General features: G+C 62.1%; 13 protein-coding genes. 9 read left to right on the top strand and 4 right to left on the bottom strand.

The genetic code is table 11. The annotated features are described in order from the left end of the window. Together RBA41_RS00005 and RBA41_RS00010 are read left to right on the top strand one after the other, a co-directional pair. On the top strand, window positions 1–140 hold a 140-nt coding region (locus RBA41_RS00005), incomplete at its 5' end, for a transposase domain-containing protein (RefSeq protein WP_306620618.1). After that, entirely contained in the window at window positions 137–646 is a 510-nt protein-coding gene (locus RBA41_RS00010; protein WP_306619744.1) for a hypothetical protein, read from the top strand. The genes RBA41_RS00005 and RBA41_RS00010, both read left to right, overlap by 4 nt. 673 nt (window positions 647–1,319) lie before the next feature. Here RBA41_RS00010 and RBA41_RS00015 read toward each other — a convergent pair. Together RBA41_RS00015 and RBA41_RS00020 are read right to left on the bottom strand one after the other, a co-directional pair. Further along, window positions 1,320–3,683, bottom strand: coding sequence for an RHS repeat-associated core domain-containing protein (locus RBA41_RS00015; protein ID WP_306619746.1), 2,364 nt, complete (start codon window positions 3,681–3,683; stop codon window positions 1,320–1,322). Beyond that, window positions 3,680–6,157, bottom strand: a complete 2,478-nt coding sequence (locus RBA41_RS00020) for a DUF6531 domain-containing protein (RefSeq protein ID WP_306619748.1) — start codon at window positions 6,155–6,157, stop codon at window positions 3,680–3,682. The genes RBA41_RS00015 and RBA41_RS00020 overlap by 4 nt, the downstream gene beginning before the upstream one ends. A gap of 839 nt (window positions 6,158–6,996) precedes the next feature. Here RBA41_RS00020 and RBA41_RS00025 point away from each other — a divergent pair. Further along, a complete protein-coding gene (locus RBA41_RS00025; RefSeq protein WP_306619750.1) occupies window positions 6,997–7,746 on the top strand; it encodes a class I SAM-dependent methyltransferase in 750 nt (249 codons plus the stop codon). Window positions 7,747–7,866: 120 nt separating this feature from the next. Further along, on the top strand, window positions 7,867–10,974 hold the full coding sequence (locus RBA41_RS00030) for a CHASE domain-containing protein (protein ID WP_306619752.1): 3,108 nt from the start codon (window positions 7,867–7,869) through the stop codon (window positions 10,972–10,974). A 16-nt stretch (window positions 10,975–10,990) separates the two neighbouring features. Here RBA41_RS00030 and RBA41_RS00035 read toward each other — a convergent pair whose 3' ends face one another. Then, on the bottom strand, window positions 10,991–11,302 hold the full coding sequence (locus tag RBA41_RS00035; protein ID WP_306619754.1) for a YdhR family protein: 312 nt from the start codon (window positions 11,300–11,302) through the stop codon (window positions 10,991–10,993). Between the two features lie 186 nt (window positions 11,303–11,488). On the opposite strand from RBA41_RS00035, the gene RBA41_RS00040 reads away from it, so the two are divergent. Beyond that, complete coding sequence (locus RBA41_RS00040) at window positions 11,489–12,052, top strand: hypothetical protein (RefSeq protein WP_306619756.1); 564 nt, start codon at window positions 11,489–11,491, stop codon at window positions 12,050–12,052. Window positions 12,053–12,093: 41 nt separating this feature from the next. Then, window positions 12,094–12,660 carry a hypothetical protein gene (locus RBA41_RS00045; protein ID WP_306619758.1) on the top strand — a complete coding sequence of 189 codons (567 nt, stop codon included), beginning with the start codon at window positions 12,094–12,096 and terminating at the stop codon, window positions 12,658–12,660. A 42-nt stretch (window positions 12,661–12,702) separates the two neighbouring features. Here RBA41_RS00045 and RBA41_RS00050 read toward each other — a convergent pair whose 3' ends face one another. Continuing rightward, the gene (locus tag RBA41_RS00050; RefSeq protein ID WP_306619760.1) at window positions 12,703–14,025 is read right to left on the bottom strand and encodes a sigma-54 interaction domain-containing protein; all 1,323 of its coding nucleotides are present in this window, start codon (window positions 14,023–14,025) and stop codon (window positions 12,703–12,705) included. A 212-nt stretch (window positions 14,026–14,237) separates the two neighbouring features. Here RBA41_RS00050 and RBA41_RS00055 point away from each other — a divergent pair, with 212 nt between their 5' ends. From RBA41_RS00055 to RBA41_RS00065, 3 genes are read left to right on the top strand one after another with little or no spacing between them, the layout of a single operon-like run. Beyond that, window positions 14,238–15,119 carry an MBL fold metallo-hydrolase gene (locus RBA41_RS00055; RefSeq protein ID WP_306619762.1) on the top strand — a complete coding sequence of 294 codons (882 nt, stop codon included), beginning with the start codon at window positions 14,238–14,240 and terminating at the stop codon, window positions 15,117–15,119. Between the two features lie 14 nt (window positions 15,120–15,133). Then, window positions 15,134–16,804 carry a bifunctional protein tyrosine phosphatase family protein/NAD(P)/FAD-dependent oxidoreductase gene (locus tag RBA41_RS00060; protein WP_306619764.1) on the top strand — a complete coding sequence of 557 codons (1,671 nt, stop codon included), beginning with the start codon at window positions 15,134–15,136 and terminating at the stop codon, window positions 16,802–16,804. A 10-nt stretch (window positions 16,805–16,814) separates the two neighbouring features. Further along, window positions 16,815–17,612, top strand: coding sequence for a sulfite exporter TauE/SafE family protein (locus RBA41_RS00065; protein WP_306619766.1), 798 nt, complete (start codon window positions 16,815–16,817; stop codon window positions 17,610–17,612). Window positions 17,613–17,650: the final 38 nt, after the last annotated feature.

Here is a 17,650-nt window from a genome sequence, read left to right on the forward strand (position 1 = left end):
TTGAACCGTATCAATGGCTGTGCCAAGTGCTGCGTGATTTGCCCGCTGCAAAAACCGTCGACGATGTGGAGGCGCTGCTACCTTGGAATATCGGGGCGGAGTCCAGCCGCCAAATTAGTTCGGCAGGCGCAGCGCCATGAGCCGCGTTTCGCAGAACGCGGTTGTTAGCGCCATCAAATCGGTGAGCGCCATGGACCTGCGGCAAAAGGAAGCGCTTGCCGACGAGTTGTTCCGTGCGCAGCCAAACATGTTCGGCTCGGTGCTGGTTCTGCAGCGCATGGGAGTCTCGCCGGAGAAAATGGACTTCGCGCTTAACCTGCTGTTCATTTGCTTCCAAGCGATGAAGGAAGCCGGCTTGCCCTGGCCGCTGATTACCGAAGCCGAGCAGGACAAGCAAATGGCGCGCTATGTCGCCGCTGTTCGCTTCGGCGAAGACCTGAGCCCGGCGCAGAGCCAGCGCGCCATGATGCAATACCTCAATGCTCACCCAGAAAAGCAACTACTGGCCTACGTCACGACAGAACTCACGAAATGGCTCGGCAGCGTTGCCCCCGATGAATCCGACAAGTACGTCATGCTGGGATGCGCCAACCTGGTGAACTGCATCGCCTTCGTCCCTATGCCCGCCACCGGCAAGAAAGCCTAATACGGACCGGACTCAGGCCATATGATGCTGGTCTTAGGTGCAGGCGGCAAGGCTGGGGTTCATGGATCGCTTACACTGCATCGCCTTCGTCCCTATGCCCGCCACCGGCAAGAAAGCCTAATACGGACCGGACTCAGGCCATATGATGCTGGTCTTGGTGCAGGCGGCAAGGCTGGGGTTCATGGATCGCTTACAACGTTCAGCTTCGTGCGATGATATTTCCCGCCACAGAAGGCAATTCTTTCGAGAAAAGGCCAGGCTGGAGGAGATGGGGAGAGCCAGGACGAGAGCTCCTGGCGATCCAGCGGACCGTTGCCGCAGGCAGCGGCGGGCCGCGAACTGCCCCCGTGCCGCCAAACCGCCGGGGAGGGGGGCAGTGAATCCGTGTCATGCGCTTACGGATTTTTTGTTAAATCCCATCCACAATTGGCGCATTTTTTACGAAAAAATGCCTTTGGTATCTTAAGATTCGGATACCGGCTAGGCTCTTCAAAAACTAATGAAACTCCACACTTGGGACAAGTAACTTTATCCAGTACCAATCGCGCACCAAATATTATAATGGCAAATGGAACTATAAACCAGGAGGATACGTAGATTATAAAAATTCCTAGTGTCCACGCACTAATCAAAATTATCGCCCACGCAATCCGATTTTTTGTATAAGCAGTCATTATTTTTTTGGTGGGCAATTTTTCGTATTTCGATTGAATCGATCATAAATGGAGCGCCCGATCCAACCACCTATATCACTTAATCCCCACGCACCAGTATTTGCATAAGTTGCAGACAAGCCAAACCCGACAGCCGGCCCTGCGGTGACACCAATAACGTTTCCATCCGCATCAAACATGACCGTACCGCCCACTGGCGCCACGCCTCCGTTAATATTGTAAGTCAACCCTCGAATATCGCTCACATTCCCTTTAATTGCACCGGCCTGCCAACCCATTCCGGTATTATATCCAGCTGCCATTCCTCCGGTAACATAAACGCCGACGTCGAAGTTATTATTCCCGATAAACGGCAAAGTAATGTAAATTCCGGCAGATCCTTCAATTCCAGCTGCCCTAACCCAGCTCCCGCCGCCGCCTAGCACTAAATTTGCTAATCCGAAAGGATCTTTGCCGTCTACAGGGCGTGAGTGAACATACGCGTAAGTATTAATACCATCAGCCAAGCCGGTAGGATCAGATTGAATGTAACGTCCAGTCTGCGGATCGTAGTCCCTGTGATAGTTGTGAAACAGGTTGGTGCTTCGGTCGTAGTACTGGCCTGGCATCCGCAAATTGAATGTAAAGGTGCCTGATCCATTGAAATACTCGGTCGGCGGTGTCAGTCCGAACGGGTCACTATTGTCCCAGCGCCAGACAATCTTGTTGTCGAGCGTACGTGTGATCATTCGTGGCGTTCCCAGATGATCCGGATGAATATGGAACACGTTAGTCGCTGTGCTTTGGGCAGGTGCCGTACCAGTCACTGTCTGCGTCAGCACTGCGACCGGCAGGTTGCCCAGGTACACCGTATCGCGCGTCGCCTTGCCGGTGATATAGCTGTACTCACCTACCAACTGTCCTTGTTCGTCATAGACGAATATACCACCACCGTAAGTCTGGAATACACGCTGATCCAAGCCGTTGAACAGCTGGTGGGTTGTGACAGCACCGTTCTGGTTACGGTACGGCCGTGCCCGTCCGCTATAAGTGATGACGTGCGTGCCATCAGTCGTACGATCACCCACGCCATTATAGACATTTGTCTTTGCCGGCCCCGGACCGGTGGTCGCGCTCAGCTTGTTGCTGAGCGGGTCGATGGTGTTAGTGTAGCTGTTCGCCCCGAAGCTGGCCTTGGTCCGGTTACCGCTGGCATCGTAAGCGTAGGTCTGGCTGGTGCCGTTGCCGTCGTAGCTGGTCAGGCGATTCAACTCGTCATAGCCAAACGTCTGATTCAGGCTGGCCGGGCTAGGCGCTGTTCCTGTGCCGGCGTGAGTATATCCCTTGATGCGGCTGGCGGCATCATAGTTGACCGTACGTACAACACCGTTGGCCGTTGGGCTTCCCAAGGTATAGCTGCTGATCCGGCCATCGAGGTCGTAGGTGCGCACGTGTGCGTACTGGTTTGCTGGAGTGCCATTGCCCCATGTCCAACCGGTGGTTCCGCCAAACGGTGCATAGGTAATATTGTTCAGTAAAACAATGCTGCTGTTGATGTTGGTGTCGGTACCGTTGGCGTCCACCGGGTTCAGCGTGATACTGGTGACTTGGCCCGCATGGTTGTAGCCATAGTTAACGCGGTTCCCGCTCGGGTAGGTCACGCTCGCCAGCCGGCCGTCCGCATCGTATGCATAGACAAGCGTATGCGTGTTGGTGTAGCTCCCCAAGCCGGTGGTGGTCTGGGCTTTGGTCGCGAGCCTCCCGTATGTGTCATAGGTATATTTCGTATAACCCGATTCATCCGTCATCAGCGTCATTTTGCCGGCCGCATTCGGGGTCGGGGTAGCACCGCCGTCGTACTCGAACGTGGTACCGATGGTGATCGTATGGGCGATCCGGATCAGCCGGTTGAGCGCATCATAAAAATAGGTATCCGTGTAACCGCTGCCGTACGTTCTCGTTTTCAGGTTGCCGGCGGCATCGTAAGTCGATTTTGTGAGGCCCGTATCGGGGCTTCCCAGCTCGCTGCGGTTACCCAGGCCGTCGACGGCGTAACGCGTCTCCAGGTTGCGCGGATCGGTCACTGTCGCCAGCTGGTCGATGCCGTCGTAACCATATTTGATGATCGGACGGGCGCCGTTGGTCAGCGGCTGCTCCACCTGCTTTACACGGTCGAGCGGGTCGTAAGTGAAGTTCGTCACCCGTCCCAGCGGATCGGTCACCTCCTTGAGGTTGCCGACAAGGTCGTACTTGTAACTGGTGGCCACTTCCGGCACCGACTGAGCCGATGCGAGGGTGCCGGTATAGGCACCCAGCAGCGGGGTGTAGGTCATGACAACAATCAGTGCGCCGGACGTCATACGGCTAAGAATACGGCGGGTCATCGTGCTGCTCCGGTTTGGCTCGTCATACGGCCGGTTTTGTCGTAGGTACGGGTAATCTGGCGCGCCAGGTTACCGTTGGGGTCGCGCACTTCTTCCTTGATCCGATTGCCGGTGAGGTCGAGTGTATAAATGATGCTCTCGTCACGGTCGCTGACCACGGAAGTGAGGCGGTGGGCGACATCGTAGGTGTACTTCGTTACGCTCTTGTCAGGGAAGGTGACCGTCTCGACCTGACCTGACGGCTTGTAGGCGTACGTGGTCGTCTGTGTGGTGGTGCCGTCCGATACCGCTTGCGACTCAACCCATCCGCGCACTGTGTAGCTCAGCTTGGTAGTGACGCCGTTTGGCGCGCGAATCGTGTGAACCCGGCCGTGGGCATCGTAGTCCCCGAAGGTCGTTACCTGCTTGGCGGCGTTCGTTACCGTGACCAGATAGCCGGTGGATGCCTCATAGTCGTACTTGGTGAGGTCGACGATGTCGGTACGCGGACCGGCCACGCTGAGCAATTGCCCCACAGTGTTGTACGAATATGTCCACTTGCGGGCGATGCCCGTCAAGGGTGCGTTCAATCCCTGCGCGCCCGTCAGGTCGGTGGTGGCCTGCTCAGTTCTGGAGCGTACATTGCCGGAGCCGTCGTAGATGTATGTCGTAAGACGCTTGGGTTGGGCAATGGTTTCGGGCAGGCGGAATTGGGCATGCCATTTGGTCGTGATTTTACGTGCCGGCGAAACAAGTGTCTGCGCAGCCAGCAGCGAGGGACAATCTGCGGTTGAAGCACCTTCAACCCGCGTCGTTTCAAGATTGCGCCCGGCCTCGTATGCGAAGCAGCTGTAACTGCTGTTGAAATCCTTCGTCATGGAGACGTTGCCAATGGCGTCATATTTACGTTCGGCGATTGTGCCGCATTCGACGCATGGCGCGCCAACTGTCGTGGTTTTGGCAACTCCTTGCACATATGTTTTTCGGAAGTGGCTCACCGACGTCGCCGGCTTTTCCTTCGGCCCCACATAGTGAGTCACCGTTGCCAATGGCGGGCCACCGTCCTCTGGCCGACGGAAATAGGCGACCGTGACTTTGTTGACGTCTTCGCCGAGTTGCGACGATGTTGCACGGCCCCCGCAGTCGTAGGTCCAGCTGATGTGGCGCTCCTCATTTTCGTCGACCAAGCCAGTCATCAGGTTACTGAAAGCCGTCGGGCCTAAACCATTTCCGGTTGTTTCTGACAAAAGGCTGCATTCCGCACCATCGTTAATTTGGATTTTGTTCGCTTCGTTGTACCAATACGTCTGACTTTTTCCGTCAGGGTACGTCACCTTGGTCAGATTGTTTGCCTTGCAGGCGACTGTGGATTCATTGCCGGGAATGCAGCCGCCCGAGGGGCCGTCGTATTCATAAAGAGTGGACTGACCCGCCGGATCGATTAATTCGGTAATGCGACCTTTTACGTCATACCGGAACTGAAGCTGGCGTCCCCAATTGTTCGTCACGCAAAGCAGACGGCCAGCTGGAAGCACGCCGTCCGGGTGCTCGCTTGCACAAGCGGGAGCGGTCGCTGGTAAATGGCTGACGCTGGTGTTGTTGCTGACGCCGTCGCTATACGTGAATTCTTGCTTGAGGCCGCTGCGTTCCGTCACGGACAACAGCAAACCCTTGGCGTCAAAACGTTCCGTGCGGTCCTGCTGCGCGCTGAAAAGAGTCCATTCTTTCACGGCCAAATTGTCCGCTGTCATGACCGGCGAGAGCTTATCGCACACATCAGCGGAACTGGTGTACTTGCCGGTGGTGGCGGAACGGGTGAACATGGTTTGCTTCCCGTCCGGATGGCTGATGGATACCCGGCCTGGAATAGGTTCCTCGCTCCGGAAACCTGACGAACACTCGAGCGAACCATCCCAGCTAGAGCGCCAGCAGATGTTGCCATTGGCGTATTGTTTTTCTGGCCTGAGCGATTTGTTATAAGAATGGGTCCAGCGCACGCCAAACCCACGAACCACGCGGGGATCCGGATAGGTGGGCGCACTGTTATAGATACGGCTCAGCGTCAGGTTACTCGCGCCTTTCGACGCTTGGTAATCCGTAATGAGGTGCCACATGTTGCCCGTGGCTGGCTGGATCGGTTCGCCGACCGTCGGTCCAGTTGAACCGACGGTCGGTCCTTTTTCAGGACATCCCTCTCCGATGTTTTTCCCGTCCGCGTCGTCGTTTGCCTCAGGGGTGACATAGACGCATCGACCTTCCTGGGCGGAATAGCGCTGGTTTTTCGCTGAGCTGCATACCCATCGCTCGCGCGTCATGGTAAAAATACCGTCGCCATATTTTATGTTTTGGGTGCATACGCCATCCTTCATGGTATAGATGTATGCGTCTATCGGCTTGCTTGCCGAAGCCATAGTTCCATACTCACTCGTTACTTCGGGCCCGTAGACTGATGACGCGGGCGGCACAAAAGTCACGTTGCAATAGAAGCCGTTCACGTCCGGGGCTCTTATGAATTTAATCGCACTCTTTATAGCGCCAGCCTCATCCAAGTCGCGACCTGCGTCAAAAATAAAATATTTATACGGACCAAATGTGTCCGGCTGGGGCGTGGGCTCAGCGGCCCGGGCGGGGAATGCGACGCACAGAAGAACTGCGGACATCAACAAGAAAAAAAAGCGGCGGGGTGATAGCCGCGATAAAAATGGGGCACCTGCGAACGGAAAAGCCATCTCATACCTTAGGTTTTGAAAGTTGCAGAATTATCTCATAGAACGTCAATACATTTTTGTATTTGGCAACTATTTGTTTTCGAATAACTTTACACTTAAACTAAAATTAACTGTGGAATTATCTTGACATTATCGCCGGGACCATTGTTGGTTCCGATGCGAGGTCGGCAAACGGCTGCGGCGGGCTTACCCACTGCTGCGCTTATTCTGCGGTATCAAGATGGCGATTCGCGCCTTGTCGCGTCACCGGCGCCAGGGGTGAGTGCGTGGCGACGTCATTGGGAAATGTTGATGTCCTGCATGCTAAAACGGTTGACTATGTACGGCGGGTTTTTCACGCTGGGCGAGACTGCACCGATGATGTAACGATCGGTTTGAGAGGCTGCCCTTGCACTGTGGATGCTCACTGATCGCCGCAATCGGTATCCGCGCGTCTGGCGCCGCGTCGGTCCACGTCGGCGGGGTATCAGTGGGCTGGACTTCGGGCGACACCGTCCATTGAGGCTTCCAACTGCAAAAAAACACATGCGGCCCACGCAAAGTTGCTTGAATGATATTATTCCCTTCGACCCGCGATCCTGCACTTTTCCATTCATGAGGAACCCATGTCCGATTTTTACGACCGCCTGACGCCGTTCTATCACCTGATCCACCAGGACTGGCACGCCAGCGTCGCGCTGCAAGGCGAGCAGCTCGCCAAACTGATCGACACCGAATGGCCCGGCAAGCGCAAGCTGCTGGACGTTTCCTGCGGCATCGGCACCCAGGCCATCGGCCTGGCCCAGCGGGGTTTCTCCACCACCGCCTCCGACCTGTCCGAAAAGGAAATCGAGCGCGCCCGGCGCGAGGCCGGGCTGGCCGGCGCCGCCGTCGACTTCTCCGTCTGCGACATGCGCCGCGCGCACGAGCACCACGGGTCCGGCTTCGATATCGTCCTTTCCTGCGACAATTCGCTGCCGCACCTGCTCACCGACGACGACCTGCTCACCGCGCTGCGCCAGATGTTCGCCTGCCTGTCGCCCGGCGGCGGCTTCCTGATGTCGATGCGCGACTACGAGCGCGAAGAGCGCGGCGTCAACCTGGTCAAGCCCTACGGCGCGCGTACCGAAAACGGCAAGCGCTACGTGCTGTTCCAGGTCTGGGACTTCACCGGCGAACACTACGACCTGACCTTCTATTTCATCGAAGAAGACCTCGCCACCCGGGCGGTCCACACCCACGCGCTGCGCTCGCGCTACTACGCCATTTCCACCGACAAGATGTGCGCCCTGATGCGCGAAGCGGGATTTGCTCAGGTGCGCCGAATCGACGACGCCTTCTACCAGCCGATCCTGGTGGGCACCCGCCCAGCATAATTGGCGCGTCAGTGCAAGCTGGGTGAACTGACTAGGCGCTAAGTAGGCGTACTGCAACACTTTTCCTTTGGGAATGCCGCGTTTGGTGAATAATAGAGGCTGATCTTTTCGAAGAAGCCTATGCCGACCAGCGTTGACCAGCCCGACGAAAAGCGCAGTGGTGGACCAGGTATCGCCCGCCTGCGCGGTAAATACGCTCCGTTGATCCTGGCGTTGTCCATTTTCCTCCTTGCCATTATCGCAACCGGTTTTGCCTGGCAGTTCGCGCGCACCCAATTGCTGGACAGCCAGAACGCCGAATTTGCCTTCGAGGCGCGCCAGATGGAGCGGCGCATCGAGCAGCGCATGGCCACCTATGAGCAGGTCCAGCGCGGCACCCAGGCCTTCCTGCTTGGGGCGATGCAGGTCGAACGCAAGGACTTTCGCGCCTATATCGCCACGCTGAGGCTCGAAGAAACCTATCCCGGCATCCAGGGCATCGCCCTGGTCGAACTGGTCGCGCCCGCACGGCTCGACGCCCACATCGCCGCGCAGCGCCGCGAGAGCCCGGGTTACGCCGTCCGTCCCTTGGGCGAGCGGCCGGTGTTTTCAGCCATCACCCACATCGAGCCGTTCACCGGTCTGAACCTGCGCGCGCTCGGCTTCGACATGCTGAGCGACCAGACCCGGCGCGTGGCAATGGAACGGGCGCGCGATACCGGCCATGCGGCCGCCTCCGGCAAGGTGCGCCTGATCCAGGAAAACGGCCGCAACGAGCAGGCCGGGCTGGTCATGTACCTGCCCGTGTACCGGCGCGACGCCCCGACCGCCACGGTGGCCGAGCGGCGCGCGCATATCATCGGCTGGGTCGGCGCACCGTTCCGCATGGACGACCTGATGGCCGGCCTGGGCGGCGAGCGGTCCAGCGACATCATGCTGTCGATCTACGACGGCAACACGGTCGACGACAGCACCCGGCTGTTCCGCTCGGCCCGCGAAACACCGGCGGAAATGCAGCGCGAGGCGCGCTTTTCCACCACCTTGCGCGTGGTCGTCGCCGGACGTCCCTGGACGCTGCAGATGCGCTCGGCCGCGCAGTTCGAGGCGCGCCTGCAGTCGGACCGGCCGCAGTTCATCGCCATCGTCGGCGTCGCCGCCGCGGCCTTGCTGGCGCTGCTGGTGTGGACCCTCGCATCGGGCCGCGGACGCGCCATGGCGCTGGCGGCCGAGACCACGCAGCAGCTCAGCGCAAGCGAATTTCGCTGGAAATACGCGCTCGAAGGCGCCGGCGACGGCGTCTGGGACTGGAACCGCGGCACCGGTGCCATTGTCCATTCGCGCCGCTGGAAAGAAATGCTGGGGTATGGCGCCGAAGAGATCGCACCGAACAACGCCGCCTTCGAGGCGCTGATCCACGACGAGGACCGCGCGCGCGTGCTGGCCACCCTCAATGCCTACGTCGACAGCACCGATCAATCCTACGAGTGCCAGTTCCGGCTGCGCTGCAAGAACGGCACCTGGCGCTGGATCCGCTCGCGCGGCATGGCGGTGACGCGCGACGCCCAAGGCCATCCGTTGCGTACCATCGGCACCCATACCGACATTACGCGCGCCAAGGCGGACGAACGCACCCTGGTCGAAGCGAATGCGCGCCTGGCGGCCGAGCAGCACCGGGTCAGCGTCATCCTCGACCATTCGCACGATGCGTTTGTTGCGGTCAGCGCGGATGGGTGCATCACCGACTGGAACGCCAAGGCCGAAGCCATGTTCGGCTGGCCGGCGGCGGCGGCCATCGGGCACGATCTGGCCGGGCTGATCATTCCACCCGAGCTGCGCGCCGCCCACAACGCGGGCATCGCGCGCATGGTCGCCAGCGGTACCGGCACCGTGATCCGCAATGTGTTCGAGGTCAGCGCGCTGCACCGCGACGGACGGCGCGTGCCGGTGGAACTGGCCATCGCCGGCTTTCCGCAAGCGTCCGGCTTTGTGGTGAGCGCCTTCATGCGCGATGTCTCCGAGCGCAAACAGGCCGAGCAGCTCGAAGTCGAACGCAGCCGGGCGCTGGAAGACGCGCGCCATGCGCTGCAGCATTCGCAAAAACTCGAAGCGGTCGGCAAGCTGACCGGCGGCGTGGCGCACGACTTCAACAACGTGCTGCACGTCATCGGCGGCAACGTGCAACTGCTTCAGCTGAGCAACCGCGACGATGCGCGCCTGCAGAGGCGCCTGCTCAGCATACAGTCGGCGGTCGACCGCGGCGCCAAGCTGGCCTCGCAGCTGCTCGCCTTCGCCCGCCGCCAGCCGCTGCAGCCGGTGGTGCTCAATCCGCTGCAAACCTTGCAGGCCATGGACGACCTGCTGCAGCGCGCGCTGGGCGAGTCGGTGCGCATCCGCATCGAAGCCGATGAAGGATTGTGGAACACGCTGGTCGATCCCGGTCAATGGGAAAACGTGGTCATCAACCTCGCGATCAATGCGCGCGACGCCATGCCCGGCGGCGGCGTGCTGACCGTCGGCCTGCAGAACCAGCGCATCGATGCCGGCCAGGCCGGCGCGCTGCTCGACCTGGCGCCGGGCGACTACATCCGCTTCAGCTTTGCCGATACCGGGCAGGGGATGGACGGCGAGGTGATGGCGCACGCCTTTGAACCCTTCTTCACCACCAAGCCGGTGGGGCAGGGAACCGGCCTGGGGCTGAGCATGGCGTACGGCTTCGTCAAGCAGAGCGGGGGCCATATCGTTCTCGAAAGCGAGGCGGGCAAGGGCACCACGGTGGTGATCTACCTGCCGCGCTCGGCCGAGCGGGCGACCGGCAAGGTTGCCTCGGCCGAGCAGAACGTGGTGGGCGGCGGCGAGACGGTCCTGGTGGTGGAGGACGATGCGGAAGTGCGTGCCACCGCAGTGGCGACCTTGAACGAACTGGGTTACTGCGTGCTGGAAGCGCACGACGGCGCCAGCGCGCTGGCCATGATCCGCGCCGGCGCCTGGATCGACCTGTTATTTACCGATGTGGTCATGCCGGGGCCGGTGTCGAGCATCGAACTGGCGTTGCTGGTGCAGCAGGCGCTGCCGGGAGTGGCGGTGCTGTACACGTCGGGCTACACGCGCGACGCGCTCACCACCGGCGGCCGGCTCGATGAGGGCGTGCGCCTGCTGGGCAAACCGTACCGGCGCGCGCAACTGGCCCAGCATGTGCGCGATGCGCTGGCGGGACGTACGCTTGGTTTGTTGAACGATACGACACCGTAATGGCCGGCGTGGATCGCTAGTAAGTAAAGACTTGCTGAGCCACGTTGTCGACCATCACGGGGCTATCGAAGTAGGTGACGGTTGGGTCGGTGCCGTATTTTTCGCGGACGAATGCGCGCCAGGCGTCCGTGTACAGCGCTTGCGCTTCCGCCCGCGAATTCCAGAGATAGACGCCGCCTGCCGTGGCGCCATCTTCGGAGAGCACGTAGTGCTTGCGAAGCAAACCGGGCACGTCCTGGTAAGTTGGCGCGGTGCTCAGGAAGATGCTGCGCGCCTCCCCGTGAGTGAGTGGCTTCGGCAAGGCGAACGCAATAATGGCGATAATCATCTGTTACTCCTGTTGTGCTGTGTGGCCGGTGAAGACCAGCTTCCCTCGAACGGCATCGTGCCAATGTATCATGTCTGATCTTAATGCGGGACCGAGGTCCAGCCAGTGTCGCCACACTTTCATGCGCTCGCCTGGCGCTGATCGATCCGTGCGGATACCATCAATGGCGTAAGCCAAAGGAAAAAAATGAGCATATCCGTTTTGCTGCTGAAAAAAACGCTAGGACCATTATTTGCCGGAATTTTACTGCTGCAAGGATGTGCTTCCACGGTCAATAACGACGTGCTGGCATATTCAAGCCATGACTTCGGTTTGCTTTGCTTCGGCGGAGTCAGTAACGTACGGCTGACATATGGCGGTGCCCCACACAAACTGTACTATGGCAAAGGCGATGCGGCACCGGAGAAAAAAACCGCTGATGCGACGCGCATTCCCGGATTCCTATCCGGTACGTATGACACCTTCGTAGGGCCAATCGACATGCAGTGGCGCTCGCGCGACGGCTCCGAGCTGCGCCACGCCGTCGACCTCAACAAGGAAATTACCGGCCGCCATATCCCGTATGCCCACCCGGAGCGCGTCTACGCCGTGAAGCCATTCGTTAGAAAACCAGTGATCATTGTCGAGTTTGACAATCGGACCGTGAATGTCTACCTTGTCGCCACATTGCAGGTGACGCCTCTCGACGCCGCCAAGCCAACCCTCGACCATGTGCAGTCCCGCACGCTTGTGTATTCCAAGACCTTGTGATGGACCCGCGCACCCGTAGTGAAAGCCCAGGAAGAAAGCAAATGCGTATCCCCGTTTCCCTAGCAAAAAGTGCCATGAAGCCATTGTTCGCCGGGCTTTTGCTGTTGCAAGGGTGCGCTTCGATGCCCAGGGGCGATGTGCTGAAATATTCAACTCATGAGCTGGGTTTACTGTGCTACGGGGGAATCAGTAAGGTCTGGCTGAGCTACGCCGGGTCCGGACACAAGCTGTTCGACGATAAAGGCGATGTCGCCCGCGAGAAAACCCCGGCCGACGCACAGCGGGTTCCGGGCTTTACATCCGGCTCTTACAAAACGTTTGCCGGACCGATAGAAATGACGTGGCGCTCGCGCGATGGCTCCGGGCTGAGTCATACCATCGACCTCAACAAGGAAATTCCGCATCCCCGCATTCCGTACGATCATCCGGAACAAGTCTGGCGCGAGAACCCGTTCGAGGGCGGCGAGCCAACCCTCATCGTCGAAATTAATGACCGCACCGTGCATGTCTACGTTGCCGCGACACTGCTGGTAAAGCCCGCCGCTCCGGCCCAGAAATCCTTTGATCGGGTGAAGTCGTACACGCTCGTGCATTCACGAACGCTATGATTCTGCCCGGCCAGGGTGCGGCTGACCACGCCGCACCAGGAATCAGGACTTTCCCTGCTGTTTGAGGCGCCGGTACAGCGTGCGCTCACTGATGCCGAGCGACGCCGCCAGCTCGCTGCGGGTCCCGGCAAATTGGCTTAGCACGCCGTCCAGCGCGCCGTCGGCGGCCCTCGGGGTCGGGCCGGGCAGCGCCGGCGCCTCAGGCAGATGGGCGACGCGAATCACGCCATCGTCGGCGAACAGGCTGGCGCGCTCCAGCACATTGCGCAGCTCGCGGATATTGCCCGGCCACGCCAGCCGCTGCAGAACGGCCAGCGCATCCGGATCGATACTGAGCGCGCGCGTACCGCCGCCAGCGCGCCGCAGGAAGGAGTCGGCCAGCAGGGCGATGTCGCCGGCGCGCTCGCGCAGGGGCGGCAGACGGATCGGGAACGCATTGATGCGGTAATACAGGTCTTGCCGGAACTCGCCGCGCGCCACCATGGCATCGAGCGGCTTGTGGGTGGCGGCAATGAGGCGAAAGTCGGCATGCAGCGTTTCCACGCCCCCCACGCGCCGGTAGGTGCCCGTTTCGATCAGGCGCAGCAGCTTGACCTGCATCGCCAGCGGCACGTCGCCAATTTCATCGAGGAAAATGGTGCCACCCTGGGCCGTCTCCACCAGGCCCGGCTTACGTACTGCGGCCCCGGTAAACGCCCCTTTTTCATGGCCGAACAGTTCGCTTTCGAACAGGGTTTCGCTCAGGCCCGAGCAGTCGACCACGACCAGCGGGCCGCCGGCCCGTGCACTGGTGGCGTGCACGGCGCGCGCGAACAATTCCTTGCCGGTCCCCGATTCGCCCAGCAGCAGCACCGGCAGCATCGATGGCGCCACCCGCTGCAGCGCCGCCAGTGCCTGGTTGAAGGCGGGCGCGCGGCCGACCAGCCCATCGTCGCTGGGCCGCGCCGACGCGCTGCGCACCGTCGACAGACGCTCGACGTAGGCAGTGATTACCCCGTGTTCATCGAAGATCGGGCGCAGCTCGACATCCACGTGTTCGGGGCCGCGCGGGGTATGGTGAATGTGCAGCACGCGGTCCGGGCCGCGCAGCTCCTGCGCCTTTTTCATCGGGCAATGCTCGCCCGCCTGGTCGCAGGGCAGGTCGTAGTGATGCGAGACGCGGTAGCACTTCTGCCCGATGAATGGCTTGCCGGTGCCGCCGAACTGGCGCCGGTACGCATCATTGGCGGCCAGGATGTTGTAGCCCGGATCGAGCACGATCATCGGCTGCGCCTCGTGCTCGAGGAACGACACCAGCGACTGCATCTGCGCGGAGAGCGGGGCGGCTATGGCGGGAACGGCCGCACTGGTGGGATCGATGGGCATGTCGTGGCTCCTGGTCAGCGTGCATGGTGGCTCAGCACTGCCATGACTGTCAAGCGACACTGCCACATGGCAGTGTGATGGCAGTCCGCGTCCGGCCAGTAAAAATGTAAATTCCTCAACAAATCAATGATCTGGATCATGCATTTCATACCTGGATGCGCTGGCATGCGTTTTGCGTTGTCTCTCCCTGAACCACAGGAGACTGCCACAGCATGAGCACAGCACCATTCCAGGTCGAGGGTTTCTTCGACATTGCCACCAGCACCGTCAGCTACCTCGTACTCGACCGCGCCACGCGCCGCTGCGCCCTGATCGACAGCGTGCTCGACTTCGACCAGAAATCGGGCCGCACGGCCACCACCTCGGCCGACAAGCTGATCGCCCGCGTGGCCGAACTGGGCGCCACGGTGGAGTGGATCCTGGAAACGCACGTCCATGCCGACCACCTGACCGCCGCGCCCTACCTGCAGGAGCGCCTCGGCGGCAAAACCGGCATCGGCCGCCACATCGCCGCCGTGCAGGAAGTCTTCGGCACCTTGCTCAACACCGGCGCCGGCATGGCGCGCGACGGCAGCCAGTTCGATCACCTGTTCGCCGACGGCGACACCTTCCGCATCGGCGGCACCGAGTGCCGCGCGCTGCACACGCCAGGCCACACGCCGGCCTGCCTGAGCTACGTGGTCGGCAGCGGCGGGCAACTGGCCGCCTTCGTGGGCGACACCCTGTTCATGCCCGACTACGGCACCGCGCGCTGCGATTTTCCGGGCGGCGACGCGGCCACGCTGTTCCGTTCGATCAGCAAGGTGCTTGCTTTGCCTGACGACACCTTGCTCTATATGTGCCACGACTACCAGCCCGGCGGGCGCGAGGTGCGCTTCGTCAGTACGGTGGCCGAGGAGCGCGCCCACAACGTCCACGTCGGCAGCGGCATCAGCGAAGACGCCTTCGTGGCCATGCGCACCCGGCGCGACGCCACCCTGGCCATGCCGGCCCTGATCCTGCCGTCGGTCCAGATCAACATGCGCGCCGGGCACTTTCCCGAACCCGAGGCGAACGGCCAGCGCTACCTCAAGATTCCTCTCAACGCGCTCTGAGCGCAGCAGGCACCATGGACATTCACGCGCTCACGCCCGCACTGGCGGTGTCGGCCCAAATCCTGCCGGAGCAGCTCGAAGCCCTGCGGCAAGCCGGCTTTTGCAGCATCATTTGCAACCGTCCCGATGGCGAAGCCGGCGACCAGCCCCTGTTTGCCGACATCGAGCGCACCGCGCGGGCGTTGGGGATGGCCGCCCACTACCTGCCGGCCGAGTCGGGCAAGGTGACGGACGAGCAGGGCGCCGCCTTCGGTGCCTTGCTCGACAGGCTGCCCAAGCCGGTGCTGGCGTACTGCCGCAGCGGCATGCGCTCGACCACGATGTGGGCGCTGTCGCAGGCCGACCGGCTGCCGCTGCCGCAGATTGTCGACGCCGCGCGCAAGGCCGGCTACAACATGCAGGGTGTGGTGCGGCGCATCGCCAACCACGGCCGCACGCCGCTCGATGTGGCCGAGGCCGAGCATGCGGTGCTCATCATCGGCGGCGGCGCGGCCGGCATTGCAACGGCGGCCAGCCTGCTGGCGCGGGCCCCGCAGCTCGACATCGCCATCGTCGACCCGGCCGATGTGCATTACTACCAGCCTGGCTGGACCCTGGTGGGCGGCGGCGTGTTCGACGCCGCGCGCACGGCCCACACCATGGCCTCGGTCATCCCGCGCGGCGTCAAGTGGATCAAGGCGGCGGTGGCGGCCTTCGAGCCGGAGCGCAACGCGGTCATCCTGGACGGCTGCCGCGTGGTGCGTTACGGCCACCTGGTGGTGTGCCCCGGCCTGAAGCTCGACTGGCACGCCATCGCGGGCCTGGCCGACACGCTCGGCAGCAATGGCGTGACCTCCAACTACCTGTACCACCTGGCGCCATACACCTGGCAGCTGGTACGCACGCTGCGCGCCGGCCAGGCCATCTTTACCCAGCCGCCGGCGCCGATCAAATGCGCGGGCGCGCCGCAAAAGGCCATGTACCTGGCGGCCGACCACTGGAAGCGCGGCGGCCTGCTGGAGAAGGTGCGGGTCGATTTCTGCAGCGCCGCGCCGGCCCTGTTCGGCGTGCCCGACTACGTGCCGGCGCTGATGCAATACGTGAACGCCTACGGCATCGGCCTTCATCTGGGCCACACCCTGACCGCTGTCGACGGGCCGGCGCGGCGCGCCACCTTTACGCGCGTGAACGCCGACGGCGGCAAGGAAACGCTCACGCGCGCATTCGACCTGCTGCACGTGGTGCCGCCCCAGGTGGCGCCGGACTTCGTGCGCGTCAGTCCGCTGGCCGACGCGGCCGGCTGGATCGACGTCGATCCGGCCACCCTGCGCCACAGGCAGTGGGCCAATATCCACGCGCTGGGCGACGCCATCAACACCACCAACGCCAAGACCGCGGCGGCGGCGCGCAAGCAGGCGCCGGTGGTGGCGCACAACGTGCTCGCTGCGCTGGGCAAGCGCGCCGGCGTGGCCCGCTACGATGGCTACGGCGCCTGTCCGCTGACGGTGGAGCGGGGCAAGATCGTGCTGGCCGAGTTCAATTACGGCGGCAAGCTCGCCCCCAGTTTTCCTTCCTGGCTGATCGACGGCACCCGCCCGTCGCGGCTGGCGTGGCTGCTCAAGGAACGCATCCTGCCGCCGCTGTACTGGCGCGGCATGCTCAAGGGGCGCGAGTGGCTGGCCAAACCCACCCTGGCCGACGCGTGAGCATGGCCCGATGACGATGGTCGCGCTGCTCGGTTTTACGGTCGGCATCGTGCTGGCGCTGACCGGCGCCGGCGGCGGCATCCTGGCCGTGCCGCTGCTGGTGTTCGGGGCGGGCCTGTCCATGGCCGAAGCCGGGCCGATCGGTTTGCTGGCGGTGGCCCTGGCGGCCAGCCTGGGCGCCGTCATGGGCCTGCGCAGCGGGACGGTGCGCTACAAGGCGGCGCTGCTGGTGGCGGCGGCCGGGGTGGTGTGCTCGCCGCTGGGGCTGTGGCTGGCGCAGCGCATGCCGAACCGGCCGCTGACGGCCGTGTTTGCCGTGGTGCTGATGTACGTCGCCGTGCGTGCCTGGCAGCGCTCGCACTGCGCGGGAGGCACGGCGCCGCCACGGCGCGCGCCGCCGCCATGCCGGCTCGACCTCGCGCGCGGCAAGTTGAACTGGACGGCGCCGTGCGCCCGGGCGTTGTGCTGGTCCGGGGTGGCGGCGGGGGGACTGTCCGGCCTGCTGGGCGTGGGCGGCGGTTTCGTCATGGTGCCGGCGCTGCAGCGCTTCACCGACCTGGGCACGCAATCGGTGATGGCAACCTCGCTGGCGGTCATCGCGCTGGTGTCGATGTCGGGCGTGGCCGCCAGCGCCGCCAGCGGGCACCTGCAGTGGGCCATCGCCTTGCCGTTCGCACTGGGCGCACTGGCCGGCATGGGCGGCGGCCGGCTGGTCGCGGCGCGCCTGCCCGGGGCGCGCCTGCAGCAAGGCTTTGCGCTGGTGTCGGCGCTGGTGGCCCTGGCGCTGCTGATCCGTGCCCTTGGCTAAGCTGGTGCAGTGTGGTTGTTTCGCACACAGGCAGTGTC

It is taken from the genome of Massilia scottii, assembly GCF_030846495.1.
GTDB classification, from domain to species: domain Bacteria; phylum Pseudomonadota; class Gammaproteobacteria; order Burkholderiales; family Burkholderiaceae_D; genus Telluria_A; species Telluria_A violaceinigra.